Genomic DNA, 22,869 nt, shown 5'->3' with positions numbered 1-22,869 from the left:
CGAGCAGCGTCTCGGGAAGCAGCTCCAGAAAGTACAGTGGCCCCGGTCGTGCGATGCACGATCAGGGCCTGCGGTAGCGAGGGCGGGACTCGAACCCGCGACACCACGATTATGAGCCGTGTGCTCTAACCAACTGAGCTACCCCGCCGCAAGCTGTCTGCACGGTGTGACCGTGACCAGCCGGAGCCCCGAGTCAGGTTTGAACTGACGACCCCTTCCTTACCATGGAAGTGCTCTACCACTGAGCTATCGGGGCGTGACCGCGTTCAGTTTGACCCAGGAGGGCGACTGCCGTTCGGCACCACACAAGGGTAGCAGAGCCGAGACCCCTCTGAGGACACCGGGGCCGCGCCTCCCCGACGAGGCCATCATCGACGGGTGCACAGCATCGAACTCCTGCTCGACGAGCCGGCCGACGCCCGGATCCGCGCCCAGTGGGCCGCGCTCTCCGACGCCGGGCTCCCCTCGCAGGCCGACCACGCGAGCGGCTCGAACGCCCCGCACGTGACGCTGCTCGCCCGTCGCCGCATCGACGACAGCACCGATCCGGCGCTGGCCGAGCTGCTCGAGGCCCTGTTGCCGCTGCCGATCGCGCTGGGCGCACCGCTCGTCTTCGGACACGGTCGGGGTCACGTGCTCGTGAGGTCGATCATCGCGACCCGTGGCCTCCTCGAGCTCCAGGCAGAGGTCCACGCGATCGTGGGCGGCGAGGACGACGTGCCGCACTCCTCCCCCGGCCTCTGGGTGCCCCACGTGACGCTGGCGAGCAGGCTCGACGCCGAGGCCGTGGGCCGGGCCCTCGCCGCGGTCGAGGCCCTCGAGGACGAGGAGGCGCGCGAGGCACTCGAGGACGCTCCCGCCCCCACGCTCGCCGGGGCTCGGCGCTGGGACCCGAGCGTCCGCACGGTCGTCGTCCTCAGGAGCTGACGCGCCCCGCCCCCTCGGAGGGCTGCGGGACGGACGCCGCGTCGAGGGCCGCCAGGTCGCGCTCGTCGAGCTCGATCGACGCCGCGCCCAGCAGGTCGTCCAGCTGCTCGACGGTGCGCGCGCTGGCCAGTGCGCCCACGACGCCGGGCCTCGAGGCGAGCCAGGCCACGGCGACCGCCGCCGGCGCGACGCCGTGGCGATCGGCGACCTCGGCGACGACCTCGACCACCCCGAGGGCCTGCGGCGTCGAGTAGCTCGCCGCGCGGCCCTCACGGGGCGACGACCGAGGGGCGTCGCCGCCCCGGTACTTGCCCGTGAGCAGTCCGCTGGCGAGCGACGAGTGCGGCAGGACGGCGAGGCCGAAGTGGTCGACGACCGGGGCGGTCTCGGTCTCGTACTCGCCCCTCCTCACCAGGTTGTAGGCGTGCTGCACGACGGAGAACGGGTGCAGGCCGTCGCTGTCGGCGATGGCGAGGGCCTGGCGCAGCCGCGCGGGCGAGTAGTTGGAGGCGCCGGCGAAGCGGATCTTGCCCTCGTCGACGAGCTCGCTCAACGCCGTCACCGTCTCGCGGAGCGGCGTCTCGTCGTCGTCGAAGTGCGCCGAGTAGAGGTCGATGCGGTCGGTGCGGAGCCGGGTGAGCGAGGCCTCGACGGCGGTGCGGATGCTGGCTCGCGACAGGCCGGGCGCGGCCGGGTGCTGACCGCACTTGGTGCTCACGAGCACGCGGTCGCGGTTGCCGGGACGGGCGAGCCAGCGGCCGATGATCGCCTCGGACTCGCCGCCCGAGTTGCCCGGCAGCCAGGCCGAGTAGACGTCGGCCGTGTCGACGATGCGCCCGCCGTCGCCGACGAACAGGTCGAGCAGCTCGAGAGCCGTCGGGGCGCCGACCGTCCAGCCGAAGACGTTCGTGCCGAGGGCCAGGGGGAACGGGCGGGGGTCGTCGGACCAGTCGCCGTTCGCGAGGTCGCTGAAGGAGTCCAGGGGTCCTCCGATCCGTGTCGTGGGAGCCCCACGCTACCGGGCGGACGGGCCCCGCCGCTGCCGTATCGTGGCGGGATGTCCTCACACGAGACCACGGGCGACACGCTCGACTCCCCCTCCGAGACCGACACCACGACCATCGCCGACGTCGAGTCGGCCCCGTCGTCCGGCGCCGAGCGCGGCGGCGAGTGGTGGCGCACCGCCGTCATCTACCAGGTGTACCCGCGCTCGTTCGCCGACGCGGACGGCGACGGCGTCGGCGACCTGCCCGGCATCACCTCGCGGCTCGACGCCCTCGCCGACCTCGGCGTCGACGCCGTCTGGCTCTCGCCCTTCTACACGTCGCCCCAGCGCGACGCCGGCTACGACGTCGCCGACTACGTGGACGTCGACCCGCTCTTCGGCACGCTCGACGACTTCGACGCCCTGCGCGCCCGCGCGACCGAGCTCGGCCTCCGCCTGATCGTCGACCTCGTCCCCAACCACACGTCCTCCGAGCACGCGTGGTTCCGTGCCGCCGTGGCCGCGGCCCCCGGCTCGGCCGAGCGCGCGCGGTACATGTTCCGCGACGGCACGGGCCCCGACGGCGACCTGCCGCCGAACAACTGGCAGTCCGTCTTCGGCGGACCGGCCTGGACGCGCCTCGTGGAGCCCGACGGCCGGCCAGGCCAGTGGTACCTGCACCTCTTCGACACCTCCCAGCCCGACCTGGACTGGACCAACCCGGTCGTGCGCTCCGACTTCGTCGACGTGCTGCGCTTCTGGCTGGACCGAGGCGTCGACGGGTTCCGCGTCGACGTCGCCCACGGCATGATCAAGGCCGACGGGCTGCCCGACTACACGCCGCCCGCCGACGCCGGCAGCATGGGCGGCGGCGAGACCGCCGACGCCACCCCGCCCTACTGGGCCCAGGAGGGCGTGCACGAGATCTATCGCGAGTGGCACCAGGTGCTGGCCGAGTACCCGGGCGACCGCGTCATGGTGGCGGAGGCGTGGGTCGAGCCCCTGTCGAAGCTCGCCAAGTGGGTGCGTCCCGACGAGATGCAGCAGGCCTTCAACTTCGCCTACCTCGAGACCGGCTGGTCGGCGACGGCCATCCGTAGGGTCGTCGACCAGTCGATCGAGACCTTCTCGAGCGTCGGCGCACCGAGCACCTGGGTGCTGAGCAACCACGACGTCGTGCGCCACGCGAGCCGCCTCGCCCTCACGGCCGAGAACCCCCAGGGCCACGGCATCGGCCCGAAGAGCGCCGGCCTGCCGATCCCCGAGCTCGGCCTCGCCCGCGCCAGGGCGGCCTCGGCCGTCATGCTCGCGCTGCCCGGCAGCGCCTACCTCTACCAGGGCGAAGAACTCGGACTGCCGGAGGCGGTCGATCTTCCCGACGAGAGCCGACAGGACCCGACGTGGTTCCGCACCGACGGCGAGCGCTACGGGCGCGACGGCTGCCGCGTGCCCATCCCGTGGGAGTCGGGTGCTCCGGCCTTCGGGTTCAGCGCGACCGGCGCCTCCTGGCTGCCGCAGCCCGACGACTGGTCGACCTACGCCCGTGACGAGCAGCAGGGCGTGGCAGGCTCGACGCTCGAGCTCTACCGCTCGGCCCTCGCCCTACGCGCGGAGCACGAGCTCGGCGCCGCCCACCTGACCTGGGTCGACGGCTACGACCAGAGCGTCGTGGCCTTCCGCACCGGCGGCGTCACCGTCGTCGCCAACACCGGCGACGTGGCGGTCGAGCTGCCGGTCGGCGACGTGCTGCTCTCGACCATGCTCCTCGACGGGCCGGCGCTGCCGCCCAACGCCGCCGTGTGGCTCGCGTCGGTCGACGACCCGAGCTGACCGCCCGCGCACCTGCTGCGCCCACGACGAAGCCCCCGACCGAGGTCGGGGGCTTCGTCGTGTCGGCGGGGACGCACCGGCCTGCTCAGGCCGGCGGGCGCCTCCGACGGCTCAGTTCGTGTTGGCGGTGAGCCACGGGTACGGGTCGACCGGCACGCCGCCGAGGTGGATCTCGAAGTGCAGGTGGGCGCCGGTGCTGTTGCCGGTGCTGCCGACCTTGCCGACGAGCTGGCCGACGGTGACCGTCTGGCCGACGGAGACCTGCACGGAGCCCGTCTGCATGTGCGAGTACGTCGACGTGACCTTCTGGCCGTTGATGACGTGCTCGATCTCGACGTGGTTGCCGAAGGCGCCGCCCGGGCCGGTGACCGCGCTGACGGTGCCGTCGGCGATCGCCTGGATGGGCGAGCCCGCGCCGGGGATGAAGTCGAGGCCGTTGTGGAACGTGCTGCAGAAGCCGCAGTTCGAGACGTGACGGGCGCCGAAGCCGCTGCTGATCGGCACGCCGGTCGCGAACGGCCACTGGACGGTGCCGGCGACGTCGTTGGAGAAGGTGCTGGCGCTGGTCGACGCGTACTCGCTGACGGGCGCGACCTTCATCTCGGTGACCGAGTAGCCGTCGCGAGACGCGGCGGCCTCGGCCGTCGCGCCGGCGACGAAGGTCTGGCTGGCAGCGGCGTTCTTGGCGACCGTGCGCTCGTCGGTGTCGACGAAGAAGGCGTTCGCGGGCACGGAGGTGGAGACGAGCATCGCGCCGGCGAAGACCATGGCGCCCACGACCGTGACGCGCTTGCCGGCGCCGCGGAGCGAGCCCTTCCGACGAGCAGTCGCGGCCGGAGCCGGAGGACGAGCAGTCGCGGCCGGAGCCGGAGCCGGACTCGCGGCGGACGCGGGTGTCGCCGCGGCGCGCGAGGCGAGCGCCGCCACGGGGCGCTGAGCGGCACGCGCGGTCGAGCGGGTCGCCCGGGGCAGGGAGGCCGTCTCGGACACGGCCGGGCGACGGCCACGACGACGAGCGGCTTCTGCCTCGGCGGCGCGACGCTCTGCCCTGGTGGCGTGGGCCGGCGTCGCGGTCTGGGCGGCGGCTGGGGCCGGGGCCACGATCTGGGCCGGGGCCGCGTCGGCAGCCGACACGGCGGGGAGGGACACGGCCGGAAGGGACACAGCGGGGGCGGACTCGTCGGGTGCGGCGGACGCAGCGGGGGCGGCCACGGAGGCCGCAGCGCGACGCTCGGCCTCGCGGGCCTCACGGCGGGTCGTGAAGACCTGCTGCGCCGGGGCTCCGGCAGCGTCGTCCCGCTGATCGACGGGTGCACGACGCGACTGCTGGTCGCCTTCGGGCTCGGCGATGGTGTGGGACTTCGACACGGGTGATGGATCCTCGGGGTCAGGCGGGAAGAGGGCTCATCGGCTCTCGAGGTCGTAGTCGAGACGACGCCGGACAAATGTCACGGAGAAGTAACGAACTCGTCAAGGGTAGCCGGTCGTTCACCGGATGGCTACCCGAGTTCGGGTGTCACGACCGGATCTGCAGCCGATATCCAGGATACATGCCTGGTCAGGGGCCTGATGGCGGAGTCGAGGTCAGAACTGTGCGTCCTCGAGGAGCACGTCGACCGCCCCCGCGACGCTCGGCGCCGACGCGACCACGAGCCTGCCGCTCGGGGCCTGCCCCACCTCGCCGCGCACCACCGCACCCGCCTCCTCAGCGATGAGCACGCCGGCGGCGTGGTCCCACGGCTTGAGCCCCCGCTCGGCGTACGCGTCGAGGCGCCCCGCCGCCACGGCACACAGATCGAGGGAGGCGGCGCCCAGGCGGCGCAGGTCGCGCACCTGCCCGATCAGCCGGCCGAGCACGGCGGCCTGCTCGACCCTCCGGTCGGCCTCGTACGAGAACCCCGTCGCGAACAGCGACTCCGCGACCGAGGCCGGGGCGGACGGGACGAGACGTGCCTCGCCCAGCCAGGCGCCGCCTCCTCGACTCGCGGTGAACACCTCGCCGGAGAGCGGGTTCACGACGCAGGCGGCGAGGGCCGTCCAGGTCAGCGGGTCGGGTCCGCCCTCGACGAGGGCGACGCTGACCGCCCACTGCGGGATGCCGTAGAGGAAGTTGACGGTGCCGTCGATCGGGTCGACGACCCACGTGAGCCCGGTGGTCGAGTCGTCGGGGTCGCCCTCCTCGCCGAGGAACCCGTCGCCGGGTCGCAACTCGGCGAGGCGGCCGCGCAGGTGGTCCTCGACCTCGCGGTCGGTGTGCGTGACGACGTCCACCAGGCTGCTCTTCGTGTCGGCGACCTCGACCCCCTCGGCACGCCGGGCGGCGGCGAGCCTGGCCGCGGCGGTCGTCACCTCGACGGCGATGGCGAGGAGCTCGGCGACGTCCGGGACTGTGCTGGTGCTGGTGCTGGTGCTGGTGCTGGTGCGGGTGCTGTCGTCGCGGTCGGCGCTGTCGTCCATGGGCTCTCCTCGTGGGCGTGCTCGATGAGTCGCCGCCCAGCCGGGCCGCCGCGCGGACGACCCCCGAGACGACGAACGGACCCGATCTCTCGAGTCCGTCGTGGTGGAACACGTGTTCCGGATGACACTGTGGCAAGTGAGGGATTCGAACCCCCGAAGGCTACGCCAGCTGATTTACAGTCAGATCCCTTTGGCCGCTTGGGTAACTTGCCATGCACGCCCGGCCCATGTAATCACCGACCGGAGGCGCCCGACAAATATACAGCCTCCGGAGGGTCCCGCTGACCACCCCGCCCCTCCTCCCCCTCTCTCGCCCGCAAATGCCGACCGAGCGACCTCTCATGAGGGGATTTTCCGTCATGAACTTAGCGAAATGGCGTCAGCGGTCGGGATTTGCGGATGGAGAACTGCGGGCGCCTCGTGCACAGGAGAGTTCGCGCCGCTCCCCCACAAGGTGCCCCAGGTCCGGGAGTCGTCCACAGGCCAGGTTCCAGCGAAGACACGCACGTGACGACCGGGGCAGGGTCGGGCGACATGGAGCATCAGCGAGTCGCCACCATCATCCGTTCACGCCACCAGGGGCTGGCGCACAGACGGGAACTACTGAGGGCCGGGTGCACACGACAGGAACTGGCGACGCTTGGCGGCGCGGCGACGTAGAGCGTGTCCGGCACGGGCTCTACGCCCTGCCCGGCCTGCCCGTCGACGTCGTACGTGCAGCCAGGGTCGGAGGGGTGCTCGCCGGAGTCAGCGCCCTGACCCTTCGAGGTGCGTGGTCCCCGCCAGTAGACCGCCTCGTCGTGTCCGTGCCCCACAACGCCCGCGATCTGCGTGATCCTGACGACGCAGGTCGACGGCTCGGCAGCACCCACCCTCATGTCCTCGTCCTCCGCGACGCGACGGAGCTCACCGCGGGTGAGCGGCTGTCCGTCTCGCCTAGCCGGGCGGCGGCACAGACTCTGCTGCACGAGCCCGTCGACCGGGCCGTCGCGGTGATCGATTCCGCCCTGCGGCTGCCTCGAACGACACGCCCCTCCCTCGCAGCCGTCGAGCGTCATCTTCTCGGGCGGTCCGCTGGCGGCCTCCTCGTGCTGATGGACGCTCGATCCGAGTCGGGCACTGAGTCAGTTGCCAGAGTCCGCCTCGTCGGCCACGGGCTCCGTCCGGAGATCCAGGTCTGGCTGACGACCGAGATCCGCGTCGACCTGCTCCTGGACGGCTGGCTGGTCGTCGAGTGCACGAGCTACGAGTTCCACTCGTCGCCGAAGCAGTACAACGACGACCGAGTGAGGATCGCGACCCTCATCGCCCTGGGCTACGTCGTGATCGAGATCTCGTACCACCAGGTCTTCGACGACTGGGACTCTCTCTGGGCAGCCATCTCGCGCCTCCTTGATCGAGGACGCCTGCAGAACCCGACCGGGGGAGCCATAGAAGTGGCAGATCCCGTCAGATGAGGCCGCCCGCGGCCCGTGCGGTCGGCATTTGCGGGACGGATCTCGGGGCGCGGTGCCGAAGAGGGCGGAGCGGGCAGGGCGCGGGGCGGGCTGGGCGGGGCGGCCGGAGAGGGAGCGGCCGGGCGGCTGGGGGCTAGCGGAAGTTGACGAACTGGAGGTCGACGTCGAGGTCGGCCTTCTTGAGCAGCGCCATGGTGGCCTGCAGGTCGTCGCGGCTCTTCGACTGGACGCGCAGCTCGTCGCCCTGGATCTGGCTCTTGACGCTCTTGGGGCCCTCGTCGCGGATGATCTTGCCGATCTTCTTCGCGGCGTCCTGCTCGATCCCCTCCTTGAGGGCCGCCTCGATGCGGTACTCCTTGCCGCTGGCGAACGGCTCGCCGGCGTCGAGGTGCTTCAGGCTGATGCTGCGCTTGATGAACTTCGACTCCAGGACGTCGAGGACGGCCTTGACCCGCTCCTCCGTCGCTGCCTTGAGCAGCAGCTTCTCGCCGCTCCAGTCGACCGATGCGCCGACGCCCTTGAAGTCGTAGCGCTGCTCGATCTCCTTCTGCGCCTGGTGGAGGGCGTTGTCCGCCTCCATCTTGTCGACCTTGCTGACCACGTCGAAGGAGCTGTCTGCCATGTCGACCAGCTTAGCCACGCACGCACGGGCCGGTGCGCAGGAGGAGCGGGCCGGGCCCCCGAGAGGAGGCGCGGCCCGCCCTGTGCCTAGGCCGAGACGGACTCCGAGCCGGTGACGGGCTCCGAGCCGGACCGCGAGACGCGGACCATCTCGTCGCGGGGCACGACCTTGACGCGGACCCGCTCGTGCTCGTGCTGCGCGCCGAGCGACTGCTCGTGCTCGTCGAGGCGGTGCCACCCCTCGAGGTCGGTGTACTCCACGCCGCGCGCCTCGAGCAGGGCCGGGATCGCCTCGTCGGAGGTGTCGGCGGGCTGCCACCAGCTCGCCTGGTCGTTGATGACGTGCTTGACGGTCTCCATCGCGTCGGACTTCGTGTGCCCGATCAGGCCGACAGGGCCGCGCTTGATCCAGCCGGTGGCGTAGACGCCGGGCATGATCTGGTTGTCGTCGTCCATCACCTGGCCCTCGTGGTTCGGGATCACGCCACGGCGCTCGTCGAACGGGATGCCGTCGAGGGGCGAGCCGAAGTAGCCCACGGCACGGTAGATCGCCTGCACGGGGACCTCGCGGATCTCGCCCGTGCCCTCGACGCCGCCCTGGCCGTCGGGCCGGGTGCGCTCGTACCGGAAGGCCGCGACACGGCCCGCGTCGTCGCCGACGACCTCGAGCGGCTTCGCGTAGAAGTGCAGGTGCAGGCGTCGCGACGCCGTGCCGACCTCGCGCTGGCGCCACTGGTTCAGCACCTTGTCGATCACGAACACCTGCTTGTTCGTCGCGATCGCGGTCTTCGAGGCCTCGTCGTGGTCGAAGTCCTCGTCGTGCACGATCATGTCGACGTCGCGCACCTCGCCGAGCTCGCGCAGCTCGAGGGGCGTGAACTTGACCTGGGCGGGGCCGCGTCGGCCGAAGACGTGCACGTCCGTGATGGACGACTGCTTGAGCCCGGCGTAGACGTTGTCGGGGATCTCGGTCGGCAGCAGGTCGTCGGCGTGCTTGGCGAGGATGCGCGACACGTCGAGGGCGACGTTGCCGACGCCGACCACGGCCACCGACTGCGCGTCGAGGGGCCAGGTGCGGGGGAAGTCGGGGTGGCCGTCGAACCAGCTGACGAAGTCGGCGGCGCCGTAGCTGCCCTCGAGCTCGATGCCGGGGACGTCGAGGTCCGCGTCCTTGATGGCGCCGGTCGAGAAGATGACCGCGTTGTAGTGCGCCTTGAGGTCGTCGAGCGTGATGTCCTCGCCGTAGCGGACGTTGCCGAAGACGCGGATGTCGCCGCTGTCGAGCACGTCGCGCAGGGCGTTGACGATGCCCTTGATGCGCGGGTGGTCGGGCGCCACGCCGTAGCGGACGAGCCCGTAGGGGGCAGGCAGCTGCTCGAAGAGGTCGATCGACACGTCGAAGGCCTTCTCGGCCTTGAGCAGGATGTCGGCGGCGTAGATGCCGGCAGGGCCGGCTCCGACGATGGCCAGTCGAAGGGTGGTCACGAGTTGTCTCTCTCCTGGTGGGCGGCGCGGCGGTGCCGGCCGTGCTGACGGTGCTGTGTCTGGGGGGGGTGGTGCGGTGCCGAGGAGGCGCGTCGCCCGTCAGGCGGACCGCTCGACGACGCGGTCGGCGAAGCGGGTGAGGGCCTTCTTGACGGGGCCCGCCGGCAGCGCGTCGAGGGCGGCCAGCGCCTCCGACGCCCAGCGGTGCGCCTCGCGACGCGTGCGGTCGGTGACCTCGTGCTCGCGGAGCTGACGGACGATCCGCGCGAACTCGGCCTCGTCGACGGGGTCCGCGCCGTCCTCGGCCGCCCGGGTGGCGTCGACGACCTGGTCGATGACGCCCAGCAGGGCGGCCGCCTCCATGTCGGTCTGCGCCTCCTGGCGCAGGTAGAGGAGAGGCAGCGTGACGACGCCCGCACGCAGGTCGGTGCCCGCGCGCTTGCCCGTCTCCTCAGCCTGGTCGGAGAGGTCGATGACGTCGTCGATCAGCTGGAACGCGATGCCGATCTTCTCGCCGAACTCGGCGACGGGGGCGAGGTACTCGCGGGGCGCGCCCGAGAACATCACGCCGGCACGGGCGGCGGTCGAGATGAGCGAGCCGGTCTTGTCGCCGAGCACGTCGATGTAGTGCGCGATCGGGTCGTCGCCCTCGCGCGGGCCGACCGTCTCGTGCAGCTGGCCGAGGCACAGGCGCTCGAACGTCTCGGCCTGCAGCAGGATCGCCTCCTGACCGAGGCCGGAGACGATGGTGCTGGCGCGGGCGAAGAGCAGGTCGCCGGCGAGGATCGCGACGTTGTTGCCCCACACGGTCTGGGCGCTGGGCACCCCGCGGCGCATCTGCGCCTCGTCCATGACGTCGTCGTGGTATAGGGACGCCAGGTGCGTGATCTCGGTGGCCTGCGCCGACGCGACGATCCCCGGTGTGGCCCCGTCGCCGAGCTGCGCGATGAGCAGGGTCAGGGTCGGGCGCACGCGCTTGCCGCCCGCGGCGAGCAGGTAGCGCGTCGTCGCGTCGGCGATCTCGTCGGCGAACGCGATCTCGCGGAGCAGGCCCTGCTCGACGAGCTCGAGCCCGTCGTCGACCGACTGCACGAAACGGCGGTCGGAGGGCGAGGCGAAGAGCTTCTCGCCGAGGCCGAGCGACGAGCTCAGGGAGCTGCGGCGGGTGAGCGGCACACTCGGGTTCACAGGGGTCACCTTCGTCTGGTCTGGTCGACCGCCCGGGGGCGGCGGCTACTTCTTCTTCGCCGCGGAGGCGCGGGTCGACTGGTCGGCCGGCTTGCGGCCCCTGTGCAGGGCGACGATGCCCAGCGTCAGGTCGCGGTGAGCCACCCGGGTGAAACCGGCGCCGCGCAGCCACTGGCTCAGCACCTGCTGCTCTGGCCACGCGTCGATCGAGTCGGCGAGGTACGAGTAGGCGGGCGTGTTGCTGCTCACCGCCCGGGCGACGACCGGCATGACGTGCCGGAGGTAGGTGCGGTACGCGGCGCGCAGCGGACCGAAGGGCGGCGTCGAGAACTCGCAGACGACGAGACGGCCGCCGGGCTTGAGCACCCGGTACATCTCGGCGAGCGCCTGCTTCGGCCGGTTGACGTTGCGCAGGCCGAACGAGATGGTGACGGCGTCGAAGGTGGCATCGTCGAAGGGCAGCTGCTCGGCGTCGCCCTCGACGAACTCGATCTCGGGGTGACGCTCCCGACCGACCTCGACCATGCCGTGCGAGAAGTCGAGCGCGACCACCTCGGCGCCCCGCGCCGCGATCGCCACCGAGCTGGTGCCGGTGCCGGCGGCGATGTCGAGCACCCGGTCTGCCGGGCCCGCGCCGATCGCCTTGACGGTCGCGATGCGCCATAGGACGGCGTTGCCCGCGGAGAGCACGTCGTTCGTGCGGTCGTAGTGGCGGGCGACGCCGTCGAACATCGACGCGACCTCGTCAGGTTGCTTGTTCATGTCGGCCTTGGTCACGATGGTCGATCCTACCGGCATGCCCCGTGCGTGGCCCGAGTAGGGTCGAGGCGTGGTCCTCCCGTCGCTGCACGTTCCTCCCCTGTCCGTCCGCACCACGCAGATCGACCACATCAGTCCCCTCCTGGACGTCGTCGACCCGCGCAGCCCGCTCGTGTTCGTCCGGGGCGGCGCCGGCATGGCGGGCATCGGCGAGGCGCTCCGGCTCGAGTTCACCGGGCCGGACCGGATGCGCGACGCCGCAGACGCCTGGCGCGCGGTCGCGAGCCGCGCCTCGGTCGTGGACGAGGTCGGCGTGCCGGGCACGGGCCTGATGGCGTTCGGCTCGTTCGCGTTCGACGACGGGTCGGCCGACACGAGCGTCCTGATCGTGCCGCGCATCGTGCTCGGGCGGCGTGACGGCGTGGCCTGGATCACGAGGGTCGACGGGGCTGAGCTGCCCCCGGCCTCGCCGGTGGGCGCGGCCGCGAAGCTGCGCCTGGTCGACGGCGAGCTGTCAGGGCCGGGCTACGCGGCCGCCGTCGCGCAGGCCGTCCAGGCGATCCGGCGCGGCGAGGTGAACAAGGTCGTGCTCGCGCGCGACCTCGTGGGCCGGCTGCCCGCCGAGGCCGACCTGCGGCTCGTGGCCGCGACCCTCCTCACGGCCTACCCCGACTGCTACGCCTTCGCCGTGGGCGGCCTGATCGGGGCCAGCCCCGAGACCCTCGTCCGCACCGAGCGCGGCGAGGTGAGCGCGCGCGTCCTCGCGGGCAGCAGCGCCCGCGGCGTCGACGCCGTCACCGACGAGCAGGCCGCCCACGCACTCGCCACCTCGACCAAGGACCTCGACGAGCACGCCTTCGCGCTCCGCAGCCTGCTGCTGTCGCTCGCCCCGCACGCCGACGACGTCGTGAGCGGCGAGCAGCCGTTCACCCTCAAGCTGCCGAACCTGTGGCACCTCGCCAGCGATGTGCGCGGCCGGCTCACCGACGGGTCGTCGTCGCTCGACCTGATCGCCGCCCTGCACCCGACCGCCGCCGTGGCCGGCACTCCCACCCCGCGGGCGCTCGAGCTGATCCGTCGCCTCGAGCCGTTCGACCGCGGCCGCTACGCCGGCCCGGTGGGCTGGGTGGGCGCCGACGGCGACGGCGAGTGGGCGATCGCGCTCCGCTGCGCGCAGGTGCACGCCGACGGCACCGTCAGGGCCTTCGCCGGCGCCGGGATCGTCGCCGAGAGCGCCCCCGAGCGCGAGGTGGCCGAGACGACGATGAAGTTCCGGCCCGTCGTCGAGGCGTTCTCGCTGTGACGTCGACGCCCGGTCCCGAGGCCGGCCGGCCGGGCGGGGCGGGTGCCGCCGACTCCCAGGGCGGCACCGAGGAGGCGGCGGCAGCGCCGCGCTGGTCGCGACCGGTGGCGCTCGTGGTCGCGGCGGCCTTCTTCATGGAGAACCTCGACGCCACGATCCTGTCGACGGCCACCGCCTCCGTCGCCCAGGACTTCGGCGTGCAGCCGGCCCAGCTCGGGATCGCCGTCACCGGCTACCTGGTCGCGGTGGCCGCGTTCATCCCGCTGGGCGCCTGGCTCGCCGAGCGGTGGGGCGCACGTCGGGTGTTCCTCGCGGCCGTGGTGCTGTTCACGCTGGCGTCGCTCGCGTGCGCCCTCAGCCCCGACCTGGCGGCGCTCACGACGGCACGGGTCGTCCAGGGGGCCGCCGGCGCGATGATGGTGCCGATCGGGCGTCTCATCGTGCTGCGCAGCACCGAGAAGTCCGAGCTGATCAAGGCCATCGCCTACCTGACCTGGCCTGCCCTCGCGGCGCCCGTCGTGGCGCCGCTGATCGGCGGCCTCCTCACCGAGCACCTGGGCTGGGAGTGGGTGTTCCTCGTCAACGTGCCGATCGGCGCGCTGCTGCTCGTCGCGGCCTGGCGCGTCGTGCCGTCGCCCGAGCTCGGCGACCGGCACCCGCTCGACTGGCCGGGGCTGCTGCTCGTCGTCGGCGCGATCGTCGCGCTGGTGGTCGCCTTCGAGCTGCTCGGCGACCAGGCGACGGTGCTGTTCGGGGCTCTCCTCGCCGTCGTGGCGGTGGCCCTGGGGCTCGCGGCCGGCCGGTGGTTCCGTCGGGCCAGGCACCCCCTCCTCGATCTCGAGCCCTTCCGCGTCGCGACGTTCAGGGTCACGAACCTCAGCGGCTCGCTCTACAGGGCCGTCGTCAACGGCGTCCCGTTCGTCGTCCCGTTGCTGCTGCAGGACGGCTTCGGCTGGTCGCCCGTCGAGGCCGGCCTGATGCTGATGTGGGTCTTCGTCGGCAACCTCGGGGTCAAGCCCTTCACGACTCCGCTGATGCATCGGTTCCGGATCGTGCCGATCATCGTCGTCGCCACAGTCGGGCTGGCCGCGACCTTCGTCGCCGCCGCGTTCGTCGGGCCGGACACCTCGCCCGTGCTCGTGGCCGGGATCCTGCTCGTCAGCGGCGTCTTCCGCTCGGTGGGGTTCACGGCCTACAACACCCTGCAGTTCGCCGACGTGCCGGCCGCCCAGATCGCCCCGGCCAACGCCATCGCGTCGATCACGGGCCAGCTCGCCGTCGGCCTCGGCGTCGCGCTCACGGCCCTCACCGTGCGCGTCGCCGACACGGTCGCCACGGCCGAGGGCGTCGGAGGCGCCGCCACCGGCTACCAGGTCGCGCTCGTCGTGCTGGCGGCGCTGGCCCTGCTGAGCCTGCCAGAGGGGCTGCGACTGCCGCGAGGCGCGGGCGACTCGCTGCGGAGCCGCTCGGCCTAGGCGCCCCCGCCTAGGTCGAGGCGAGGCGGGTGCGCTCGAGCTCGACGTCGAAGTCGGCGGCGGGCCAGTCGAGTCCACGAGCAGCGAGGGCGTCGACGAGGAGGCGCTGGACGGCCACCCGTGCGTACCACTTGCGATCGGCCGGCACGACGAACCACGGCGCCGCGTCCGTCGACGTGCGACGCAGGGCGGTCTCGTAGGCGTCCTGGTAGTCGTCCCACACCAGGCGCTCCTCGATGTCGCCGGGGTTGAACTTCCAGTGCTTGTCGGGTCGGTCGAGCCGCTCCGTCAGGCGCTGCTTCTGCTCGTCGCGCGAGAGGTGCAGCATCACCTTGACGATGGTCGTCCCGGCCTCGACGAGCTCGCGCTCGAACTCGACGATCGCCTCGTAGCGGCGCTCGATCTCCTCGGGCGGGGCGAGCCGACGGACCTTGCCGATCAGGACGTCCTCGTAGTGGGAGCGGTCGAAGACCCCGATCATGCCGGGCCCCGGCAGCTCGCGCCGGACGCGCCAGAGGAAGTCGTGTGCAAGCTCCTCCTCCGTGGGGGCCTTGAAGGCGTGGTGCGCGACGCCCTGCGGGTCGACGGCGCCGACGACGTGGCGGACGATGCCGCCCTTGCCTGCGGTGTCGGTGCCCTGGAGGACGAGCAGGACGTTCCCCTGCGACCCTCCGGTACGGCTGCCGGCGAAGAGCTTCTCCTGCAGCTCGCCGAGCGTGTCACGGCCCGACTCGAGGACCTGCGCGGCGTAGCGCTTGTCGCCGGGGAAGCCGGGGGTCGAGGCCGGGTCGACGTCGGCGAGGCTCAGCTCGGGGCCGGCACGGAGGATCTCGGTGGGCAGGGTCGTCCAGGTCTTGGCCATGGGTGCGAGCCTACGGCCGGGGGCTGATCTCCGCGCGGTCGGCGCGGTGTGCGCGGTCGGCTCGGTCGACTCTGCCGACGAGACCAGGGCCGTCAGCGCGCGAGCGGCACCTCGATCAGCACGGGGCCGTCCCACGCGCGGGCGAGTGCCTGGTTGAGCTCGGCGCGCGTCGAGGCGAGCACGTGGTGCCAGCCGTAGGCGGCCGCCAACCCGGCGAGCTGGACGGAGTGCGGCGTGAACTGCACCCGACGCATCGCGTCGACGGGCGCCGTGGCGGCGACCTCGAGGCCGTCGAAGATCGTGCCGCCCCCGTCGTTGCCGACGACGACCTGCAGTCGCGGCCGCACCTCGCCGTCGCCGAGGAGGAGCGACCCGACGTCGTGCAGCAGGGTCAGGTCGCCGACGAGCACGCGGGTGACGCCGGGCGCGCCGTCGTCGACCTGGCTCGCGAGGGCGATGCCCGTTGCCGTGGCGACCGTGCCGTCGATGCCGGCGAGGCCGCGGTTCGCGTGCACGCGGATCGCCTTGCCGGGCACGACCTCGTCGACCTCGCGGATGAGGCGGGAGGCCCCGAGGACGAGACGGTCGTGCGGCCAGGTCACGCGCCACAGGGTCTCGGCCAGGGCGCGCCGCGTCACGGGGCGCCGCAACAGCGCGACCTCGCCCCGGAGGAACTCGGCTCGCGCGGAGCCGTCGTCGCTCGTGGCTGCCTCGAGGTCGGGCGGGGCCTCGTCGTCGCCGACCACCCGGCGTCCGGCGTGCACCCAGCGGCCCACCCAGGCGCGGTGAGCGCGGTCGTCGGGCGCGCCTCCTTCGCTCTGGACTACGTCGACGGCGTCGACGACCGTGGCCGACCGGCCCGGATCGTAGGCGTCGGCGGTGGCTCCGCGCACCACGAGCACCTCGACGCCCGCTCGCGTGAGGAGAGCAGGCACCTGCCGGGTCAGGGTCGGGTGCCCGAGCACGAAGGCACGACGCACGGCACCGCCGAACTCGGGCTCGCCGAGCAGAGTGCGGAAGCCGAGCGAGAGGTTCGGGCCGAAGTGGGCCCCGCTCGAGACCTCGGCGACGAGGGGGGCGCCGAGGGCGCGGGCCAGCCGCTCGGCCTCGGGGCCGGCCCCGTGGCCGGCGACGACGACCGTGGACGGCTCGACGTCGACCTCGACGCGCACGGCGGCGACGCGGGCGGCGTCCGACCAGGAGGCGGCGTCGACCGGTTCGGGACGGGCAGCGGGGAGGGAGTCGAGCGCCGCCGACAGCGGCTCGCGGAACGCGATGTTGAGGTGGACGGGCCCCGGGACGACCGGGGCGCCCTCGGCCCGGTCAGCGTCGGGGGCGCCGAGGGCCGTCGTGACGGCCGCACGGGCGACGTCGCGGACGGTCGCGGGCTCGACCGCGCCCGACCGCGGGGCCTCGAGATCGTGGACGATCCGGGCTGCGACGCCGAAGACGCCGGGCTGCTGGGTGGTCTGGTTGGCGCCGATGCCCCGCAGCTCGACGGGACGGTCGGCCGTCAGCACGATCATGGGGACGCCGGAGTGGTGGGCCTCGAGCACCGCCGGGTGCAGGTTGGCCACCGCCGTGCCGGAGGTGGTGACCACGACTGCGGGGAGACCGGACTCGACGGCGAGGCCGAGCGCGAGGAAGCCCGCCGAGCGCTCGTCGATGCGGACGCGGAGGCGCAGCCGACCGGCACGCTCGAACTCGGCGGCCGCGAGGGCGATCGCCTGCGAGCGTGACCCGGGGCTGAGGACGACCTCGCGGACGCCTGCGTCGACCAGCCCGGCCAGGAGGGCCACGGCGTAGTCGGTGGCGACGCTGCCCGACATCGACGGAGACCCGTCATCGTGGCTGACGGCATCCCGGCGGGACGGCAGCTCGGACTCGGCCGTGTCGGGCCGGTCGCCCTCAGGAGGTGTCACGGGGTGGGCCTCAGGCGTTGTTCTTGTCGTTCTTGTCGTCTCCGTCGAGCTCGGCCAGCTCTTCTTCGAGGCGACGGATGCGCTCGTCGGTCGTCTCCCGGTCGAGGTCGGTGACGGTCGAGCTGGACCGGCCCGAGAACTCGGGGTCGTCGTCGGGGGCGACGAACCGACGCGACTCGGCCTGGCCGGTCTTGCGCGCACGGCCGATGAGGAACCACAGGACGGCGCCGATGACGGGCAGCAGGACGATGACGAGCGCCCAGAGAGGCTTGTTGAGGGCCCGGAACTTCGACGACTCGGCGAAGAGGCAGTCGATCAGGGCGTAGATGACGAAGGCTGACGCTGCGACGATCGCCACGACCAAGAACTTCACCATGGACAGAGCATAGGCGGGCCGGCAGGACGTCGCCTGATGGTCGGCAGGGAGCCCTGCTCTCCGCCGATCAACCGCTTCGACGTCGAGTTTCCCCGAACTGCTGCCTCGTGCCGGTCGGGGCAGCGCTTCGGGGCAACTCGATGGGCGCACAGGGCGAGGGGGCGACCTGGGCGACGAGGAGGTGCGGGGGGCGCGCGTAGACTCGCCGCGTGAAACCCTGGGTCAAGTACACGATCGTCCGCCTCGGCGTGTTCCTCGTCGCGCTGGTCGTGCTGGTGCTCCTGCTGCCGAACCCGTACCTCGCGACGCTCATCGCCGCCGTGGTGGCGTTCTGCGTCTCGTACCTCTTCTTCGCGCCGCTGCGCCGACAGGTCGCGCTCGAGCTCGCCGAGCGTCGGTCGAAGCCGGAGCCGCTCGACGGCGACAGCCTCGCCGAGGACGCCGAGCTGGCCGAGCGCGACGCCCGCGAGGCCGATGCTGTTCGCGGCGCTCACGAGGGCGACGCTGCTGACGACGCTCGCGACGCGCACGACGCTGGACGCGCCTCCTAGGACCGACGCGGGACGCGCCTCCTGATCTAGAAGAAGAGGGCAGTTGTCTAGAAGAAGAGGGCGGCCCCGAGGCCGAGCCCGAACAGCAGCGCCGTGAGCGACGACAGCTGCAGGGCGAGGATCAGCTCGCGCGGCGTCTTGCCGGTGACGCCGATGACCGCTGCGGGCACCGCCGTGATCAGCACGAAGTAGACGTACGGCGCGTTGAAGTACAGGAAGCCGAAGTAGACCAGCAGCAGGAACGGCAGCAGCAGGAACAGCGCGTAGAGCGCCCGTGCCACGGTGTCGCCGACGACGACCGCGAGGGTGCGCTTGCCTGCCGCAGCGTCTTGCGGGATGTCGCGGATGTTGTTGACCATCAGCACGGCGCAGGCGAAGAGCCCGGCGGCGATGCCCGCGATCCAGGCGTCGGCGGGGAACCTGTGCAGCTGCACGAACGCGGTGCCGACGGTGGCCACCAGGCCGAAGAAGACGAAGACGAAGACCTCGCCGAGGGCGTTGTAGCCGTAGGGGCGCTTGCCGCCCGTGTAGTACCAGGCGGCGACGACGGCAGCCGCGCCGACCGCGAGCATCCACCAGTAGCCGGTGGTCACGACGACGACCACGCCGGCGAGCGCCGCGAGGCCGAAGAAGACGAGGGCGACCCGCAGCACCGTCTTCGGCCGGACGCTGCCCGAGCCCGTCAGACGTGCCGGGCCGACCCGATGCGCGTCGGTGCCGCGGATGCCGTCGGAGTAGTCGTTGGCGTAGTTGACGCCGATCTGCAGGAACACGGCGATCGCGAGGCAGAGCAGGGCCAGCGGGAGGTCCCAGCTGCCGTTCGCCCGGGCGACACCGGTGCCGAGCGCGACGGGCGCGACCCCGAGGGGCAGCGTGCGCAGCCGGGCGCCGCCGATCCAGTCGCCGGGCGTGACGCGGCGGGCTCGCTGGGCGCCCGGTCGGCCTCCCGGTCGGCCGCCGCGCTTCTTCTTCTGGGATGTCGTCGCTCGTGCCACGGGACCGATCCTAGTTCCGGGCGGGGTCGCCGCCCGCGACGAGGGCCTGCAGGGCGCGGCGGTCGGGCTTGCCGCTGGCGAGCAGGGGCAGCTCGGGGAGGACGACGAGCCGGTCGGGCGCCGCCGCTCGACCGAGGGCGGCAGCGACAGCGGCCCGCAGCTCGGGCAGGCCTGGCAGCGCTGGTAGGCCAGGCGACTCGGGCAGGCCCGGCGCCTCGGGCAGGCCGCGGCTGACCGGCTCCCCCACGACGACGACGGGCACCTCGCCCCACCGCTCGTGCGGCGCCCGCACGACGACCGCGGAGCCGAGCCCCGGCTGCTCGCGGACGACCCGCTCGACGAGCCCCAGCGAGACCTTCTCTCCCCCGGAGACGACGACGTCGTCGAGACGCCCGGCGACGGTCAGGACACCGACGTCGGACAGCTCGCCGGCGTCGCCCGTGCGGTACCAGCGCTCTCCGTCGCGTTCGACGAACGCTGCCGTGGTGCGGGCGTCGTCGCCCAGGTAGCCGAGGGCGAGCGACGGACCGGCCAGCTCGACCTGTCCGTCGACGATCTCCACGCGCGTGCGACCGACGGGCACGCCGTCGTAGACGCAGCCCCCGCTCGTCTCGCTCGACCCGTAGGTGCGGACGATCCTCACGCCGGAGGCGCGGGCCCTGTCGACGAGGGAGGCGGGCGTCGCCTGCCCGCCCACCAGCACCGCGGCGAAGCTCTGCGCCGCGTCGGCCACGCCGTCGTCGTGCTCGGCGGCGTCGAGCACCGCGGCGAGCTGCGCGGGCACGAGCGACGCGTAGCGGACGGGGTGCTCGAGGCGACGAGCGGCCTCGGCGAACGCGACCGGGTCGAAGTGCCCCGGGGCGAGGACCTCGGGCTCGGTGTCGGCGGCGATGCTGCGCACGAGCACGTTCGTCCCTGCGACGTAGTGCGCCGGCAGTGCGAGCAGCCACTGCCCGGGGCCGCTGAGCGCACCGTCGGCCGCGGCCGCGCCGGCGAGCAGGGCGTCGGCCGGCAGCATCACGCGCTTCGGCACGCCGCTCGACCCGCTCGTCTCGACGACGAGCGCCACGGGCTGCGGCACCGAGCCGGGCAGGTCGGCGGGGACGTGGTCGTCGGTGCGCGGAGCGACGGCGGGACCACCTGCCAGGGCCTCGCGGAGGGCCTCGAGCACGTCGAGCGGGCGTCGCGCGTCGACGGGGAGGAGGGGGCGGGTCACGCGCCGCGCCTCCTCGTGTCGTGCCCTGCTGCGCGCCCCGTCGGCGTCAGTACTGCCACGGGAACGGCGACCAGTCGGGCTCGCGCTTCTCGAGGAACGAGTCGCGCCCCTCGACGGCCTCGTCGGTGCCGTACGCGAGGCGCGTCGCCTCGCCGGCGAAGACCTGCTGGCCCACGATGCCGTCGTCCGTGGCGTTGAACGCGAACTTGAGCATGCGGATGGCGGTGGGCGACTTCGTGAGGACGACGCGGGCCATGGCCAGCGCCTCCTTCTCGAGGTCGGCGTGCGCGACGACGCGGTTGACGGCGCCCATCTCGTGGGCGCGGTCGGCGCTGTACTCCTCGGCGAGGAAGAACACCTCGCGGGCGAGCTTCTGGCCGATCTGCTTCGCGAAGTAGGCGCTGCCGTAGCCGGCGTCGAACGAGCCGACGTCGGCGTCCGTCTGCTTGAACTTGCCGTGCTCACGGCTGGCGATCGTGAGGTCGCAGACGACGTGGAGCGAGTGGCCGCCGCCCGCCGCCCAGCCGGGCACGACCGCGATGACGACCTTGGGCATGAACCGGATGAGGCGCTGCACCTCGAGGATGTGGAGGCGCCCCGCCGAGGCAGGATCGGCCACGTTGGCCTCGGCGCCCTCGGCCTTGTAGCCGTCACGGCCGCGGATGCGCTGGTCGCCGCCGCTGCAGAAGGCCCAGCCGCCGTCCTTCGGGCTCGGGCCGTTGCCCGTGAGCAGCACGACGCCGACCCTGCTCTGCTGGCGTGCGTGGTCGAGCACGCGGTACAGCTCGTCGACGGTGCGCGGCCGGAACGCGTTCCGCACCTCGGGCCGGTCGATCGCGACGCGGGCCACCCGGCCGTCGACGTCGAGGTGGTAGGTGACGTCGGTGAGGCCGTCGAAGCCCGGCACCTCTCGCCACTCGGCTGGATCGAACAGGTCGGACACTGCGGCGGACATGCCCACCAGCCTACGACCGGGCCGAGGAGGCGGCGCGTCAGAGGGAGGGGACGAGGGCGCCCAGCAGCCAGACGAACACGAACGGGTTGGCCAGGACGCTGAGCAGCACCGCGGCGACGGCCTGCCACCGGCCGCGGCGCGTGGCGACGGCCACGAGGGCGACGACACCGACGCCGATCGAGGCGAGCATCGTGACGAGGGCGATCGACGCCGCGGCGGTGACGGCGTCGCCCGCGAGCAGGGCGATCGCGACGCCGTCGAGGGCGAGCAGGACCACGGCGAGCACGAGCACGACGACGCCCAGCCGCGAGCTGCGCGCCGGGGCGGCGGACTCGTCGTGGGTCTGGTCGTCGAAGATCGCGAGCCCCTCGGCGGGCGACTCGGCGTCGTCGGACGGGGTCAGATCGGGCGCGGCCATGGTGGTCGACCCTAGCGGGCGCGGTGCGAGACTGGCGAGGTGACGACGCCCGCCGAGCCTGCCCAGCCGACCACGCCCCTCCTCCCCCGGACCGAGCTGCCGCCGCTCGACGACCTGCTGGCCCGTGCGCACGTGGTGCAGCTGCCGCTCCGCACGAGGTTCAGGGGCATCGAGGTGCGCGAGGCGCTCCTCGTCGAGGGGCCCCGCGGCTGGACCGAGTTCAGCCCCTTCGTCGAGTACGCGCCAGAGGAGGCGGCGGCCTGGCTGGCCGCGGCCGTCGAGTTCGGCTGGGGTCCTGCTCTCTCGCCCGGCGCCTCCCGCGTGGCCGTCAACGCGACCCTGCCCGCCGTCGGGCCCGACGAGGTCGCGGGTGTGCTGGCCCGGTTCCCCGGCTGCCGCACCGTGAAGGTCAAGGTCGCCGAGCGCGGCCAGACGCTCGCCGACGACGTCGCCCGGGTCGCCGCGGCCCGCGAGCACGTCGGCCCCGAGGGCCGCGTCCGGGTCGACGCCAACGGCGGCTGGAGCGTCGACCAGGCCGAGGAGGCGCTGCGAGCCCTGGCCCCGTTCGGTCTCGAGTACGCGGAGCAGCCCTGCGCCTCGGTGCCCGAGCTGGCCGAGCTGCGACGCCGCACGGCCGACCTCGGGGTGCCGGTCGCCGCGGACGAGAGCGTCCGCAAGGCTGCCGACCCGCTCGCCGTCGCCCGCGCCGGGGCGGCCGACCTGCTCGTCGTCAAGGCGCAGCCGCTCGGGGGGATCCGGTCGGCGCTCCGCATCGTGTCCGAGGCAGGGCTGCCCGTCGTCGTCTCGAGCGCCCTCGACACCTCGGTCGGGCTGAGCATGGGGGCGTACCTCGCGGCTGCCCTGCCCGACCTCCCCTACGACTGCGGCCTGGGGACGGCCGCCCTGCTGGCGGCCGACGTGACGCGCGAACCACTCGTCCCCGTGGACGGGTCGATCGACGTGCGCCGGGTCGACGTCGACGTCGACCTGCTGCGAGAGCACGCGGCACCCGACGACCGACGCGAGTGGTGGCTGGGTCGGGTGCGCGCCTCCTGGGGGCTGCTCGCCCGCTGAGGTCAGAAGTGCG

21 protein-coding genes and 3 tRNA genes are annotated in these 22,869 nt (G+C 72.9%); 7 read left to right on the top strand and 17 right to left on the bottom strand.

All coding sequences use genetic code 11. The features are described from left to right. Positions 1 to 74 precede the first annotated feature (74 nt). Positions 75 to 148: transfer RNA gene (locus JOE35_RS05550), tRNA-Met, on the bottom strand. Positions 149 to 184: 36 nt separating this feature from the next. Then, positions 185 to 256 (bottom strand) — tRNA-Thr (locus JOE35_RS05545). A gap of 122 nt (positions 257 to 378) precedes the next feature. Between JOE35_RS05545 and JOE35_RS05540 the strand changes: the two genes are divergently transcribed. Then, positions 379 to 927: a 2'-5' RNA ligase family protein gene (locus tag JOE35_RS05540; protein ID WP_209560249.1), complete on the top strand. Its 549-nt coding sequence runs from the start codon at positions 379 to 381 to the stop codon at positions 925 to 927. On the opposite strand, the gene JOE35_RS05535 is transcribed toward JOE35_RS05540, so the two are convergent. After that, a complete protein-coding gene (locus JOE35_RS05535; RefSeq protein ID WP_307803123.1) occupies positions 917 to 1,849 on the bottom strand; it encodes an aldo/keto reductase in 933 nt (310 codons plus the stop codon). The genes JOE35_RS05540 and JOE35_RS05535 overlap by 11 nt on opposite strands. A 135-nt stretch (positions 1,850 to 1,984) precedes the next feature. On the opposite strand from JOE35_RS05535, the gene JOE35_RS05530 reads away from it, so the two are divergent. Further along, the gene (locus tag JOE35_RS05530; protein ID WP_209560248.1) at positions 1,985 to 3,742 is read left to right on the top strand and encodes a glycoside hydrolase family 13 protein; all 1,758 of its coding nucleotides are present in this window, start codon (positions 1,985 to 1,987) and stop codon (positions 3,740 to 3,742) included. Positions 3,743 to 3,853: 111 nt separating this feature from the next. Here JOE35_RS05530 and JOE35_RS16045 read toward each other — a convergent pair whose 3' ends face one another. From JOE35_RS16045 to JOE35_RS05515, 3 genes are all read right to left on the bottom strand, one after another. Continuing rightward, entirely contained in the window at positions 3,854 to 5,110 is a 1,257-nt protein-coding gene (locus JOE35_RS16045) for a M23 family metallopeptidase (RefSeq protein WP_209560247.1), read from the bottom strand. 216 nt (positions 5,111 to 5,326) lie between these two features. Beyond that, a complete protein-coding gene (locus JOE35_RS05520) occupies positions 5,327 to 6,199 on the bottom strand; it encodes an inositol monophosphatase family protein (RefSeq protein WP_209560246.1) in 873 nt (290 codons plus the stop codon). Positions 6,200 to 6,329: 130 nt separating this feature from the next. Next, positions 6,330 to 6,411 (bottom strand) — tRNA-Tyr (locus JOE35_RS05515). Between the two features lie 882 nt (positions 6,412 to 7,293). Here JOE35_RS05515 and JOE35_RS05510 point away from each other — a divergent pair. Continuing rightward, entirely contained in the window at positions 7,294 to 7,656 is a 363-nt protein-coding gene (locus JOE35_RS05510; RefSeq protein ID WP_209560245.1) for a hypothetical protein, read from the top strand. 133 nt (positions 7,657 to 7,789) lie between these two features. Here the strand turns inward: JOE35_RS05510 and JOE35_RS05505 are convergent, their stop codons facing one another. The 4 genes from JOE35_RS05505 to JOE35_RS05490 form a co-directional block, all read right to left on the bottom strand. Beyond that, a complete protein-coding gene (locus JOE35_RS05505) occupies positions 7,790 to 8,278 on the bottom strand; it encodes a YajQ family cyclic di-GMP-binding protein (protein WP_209560244.1) in 489 nt (162 codons plus the stop codon). A gap of 86 nt (positions 8,279 to 8,364) precedes the next feature. Further along, complete coding sequence (locus tag JOE35_RS05500; protein WP_209560243.1) at positions 8,365 to 9,762, bottom strand: FAD-dependent oxidoreductase; 1,398 nt, start codon at positions 9,760 to 9,762, stop codon at positions 8,365 to 8,367. Positions 9,763 to 9,861: 99 nt separating this feature from the next. Next, positions 9,862 to 10,950 (bottom strand): polyprenyl synthetase family protein, encoded by a 1,089-nt coding sequence (locus tag JOE35_RS05495; RefSeq protein ID WP_209560242.1) that lies wholly within the window; start codon positions 10,948 to 10,950, stop codon positions 9,862 to 9,864. Between the two features lie 45 nt (positions 10,951 to 10,995). Continuing rightward, a complete protein-coding gene (locus JOE35_RS05490; protein WP_307802954.1) occupies positions 10,996 to 11,727 on the bottom strand; it encodes a demethylmenaquinone methyltransferase in 732 nt (243 codons plus the stop codon). 52 nt (positions 11,728 to 11,779) lie between these two features. Here JOE35_RS05490 and JOE35_RS05485 point away from each other — a divergent pair, with 52 nt between their 5' ends. Both JOE35_RS05485 and JOE35_RS05480 read left to right on the top strand, forming a co-directional pair. Beyond that, positions 11,780 to 13,012 (top strand): isochorismate synthase, encoded by a 1,233-nt coding sequence (locus tag JOE35_RS05485; protein ID WP_307802953.1) that lies wholly within the window; start codon positions 11,780 to 11,782, stop codon positions 13,010 to 13,012. Then, the gene (locus tag JOE35_RS05480) at positions 13,009 to 14,487 is read left to right on the top strand and encodes an MFS transporter (RefSeq protein WP_307802952.1); all 1,479 of its coding nucleotides are present in this window, start codon (positions 13,009 to 13,011) and stop codon (positions 14,485 to 14,487) included. Before JOE35_RS05485 ends, JOE35_RS05480 begins: the two co-directional genes overlap by 4 nt. Before the next feature lie 10 nt (positions 14,488 to 14,497). Here JOE35_RS05480 and JOE35_RS05475 read toward each other — a convergent pair whose 3' ends face one another. From JOE35_RS05475 to JOE35_RS05465, 3 genes are all read right to left on the bottom strand, one after another. Next, complete coding sequence (locus JOE35_RS05475) at positions 14,498 to 15,349, bottom strand: PPK2 family polyphosphate kinase (RefSeq protein ID WP_209560241.1); 852 nt, start codon at positions 15,347 to 15,349, stop codon at positions 14,498 to 14,500. A 92-nt stretch (positions 15,350 to 15,441) separates the two neighbouring features. Further along, a complete protein-coding gene (gene menD / locus JOE35_RS05470; protein WP_209561890.1) occupies positions 15,442 to 17,178 on the bottom strand; it encodes a 2-succinyl-5-enolpyruvyl-6-hydroxy-3-cyclohexene-1-carboxylic-acid synthase in 1,737 nt (578 codons plus the stop codon). Positions 17,179 to 17,281: 103 nt separating this feature from the next. Next, positions 17,282 to 17,647 (bottom strand): PLD nuclease N-terminal domain-containing protein, encoded by a 366-nt coding sequence (locus tag JOE35_RS05465; protein WP_209560240.1) that lies wholly within the window; start codon positions 17,645 to 17,647, stop codon positions 17,282 to 17,284. A 209-nt stretch (positions 17,648 to 17,856) separates the two neighbouring features. Here JOE35_RS05465 and JOE35_RS05460 point away from each other — a divergent pair, with 209 nt between their 5' ends. Then, the gene (locus JOE35_RS05460) at positions 17,857 to 18,198 is read left to right on the top strand and encodes a DUF4229 domain-containing protein (protein ID WP_209560239.1); all 342 of its coding nucleotides are present in this window, start codon (positions 17,857 to 17,859) and stop codon (positions 18,196 to 18,198) included. 47 nt (positions 18,199 to 18,245) lie between these two features. On the opposite strand, the gene JOE35_RS05455 is transcribed toward JOE35_RS05460, so the two are convergent. From JOE35_RS05455 to JOE35_RS05440, 4 genes are read right to left on the bottom strand one after another with little or no spacing between them, the layout of a single operon-like run. Continuing rightward, on the bottom strand, positions 18,246 to 19,193 hold the full coding sequence (locus JOE35_RS05455) for a 1,4-dihydroxy-2-naphthoate polyprenyltransferase (RefSeq protein ID WP_307802951.1): 948 nt from the start codon (positions 19,191 to 19,193) through the stop codon (positions 18,246 to 18,248). A 10-nt stretch (positions 19,194 to 19,203) separates the two neighbouring features. Beyond that, positions 19,204 to 20,409 carry an AMP-binding protein gene (locus tag JOE35_RS05450; protein ID WP_209560238.1) on the bottom strand — a complete coding sequence of 402 codons (1,206 nt, stop codon included), beginning with the start codon at positions 20,407 to 20,409 and terminating at the stop codon, positions 19,204 to 19,206. A gap of 46 nt (positions 20,410 to 20,455) precedes the next feature. Continuing rightward, positions 20,456 to 21,364 carry a 1,4-dihydroxy-2-naphthoyl-CoA synthase gene (locus tag JOE35_RS05445; RefSeq protein ID WP_209560237.1) on the bottom strand — a complete coding sequence of 303 codons (909 nt, stop codon included), beginning with the start codon at positions 21,362 to 21,364 and terminating at the stop codon, positions 20,456 to 20,458. A 37-nt stretch (positions 21,365 to 21,401) separates the two neighbouring features. Then, entirely contained in the window at positions 21,402 to 21,782 is a 381-nt protein-coding gene (locus JOE35_RS05440) for a hypothetical protein (RefSeq protein ID WP_209560236.1), read from the bottom strand. Positions 21,783 to 21,821: 39 nt separating this feature from the next. On the opposite strand from JOE35_RS05440, the gene JOE35_RS05435 reads away from it, so the two are divergent. Further along, the gene (locus tag JOE35_RS05435) at positions 21,822 to 22,856 is read left to right on the top strand and encodes an o-succinylbenzoate synthase (protein ID WP_307802950.1); all 1,035 of its coding nucleotides are present in this window, start codon (positions 21,822 to 21,824) and stop codon (positions 22,854 to 22,856) included. Positions 22,857 to 22,869 lie beyond the last annotated feature (13 nt).

The organism is Frigoribacterium sp. PvP032, from assembly GCF_017833035.1.
Classification (GTDB): domain Bacteria; phylum Actinomycetota; class Actinomycetes; order Actinomycetales; family Microbacteriaceae; genus Frigoribacterium.
This window is presented reverse-complemented; position numbering and strand designations above follow the sequence as displayed.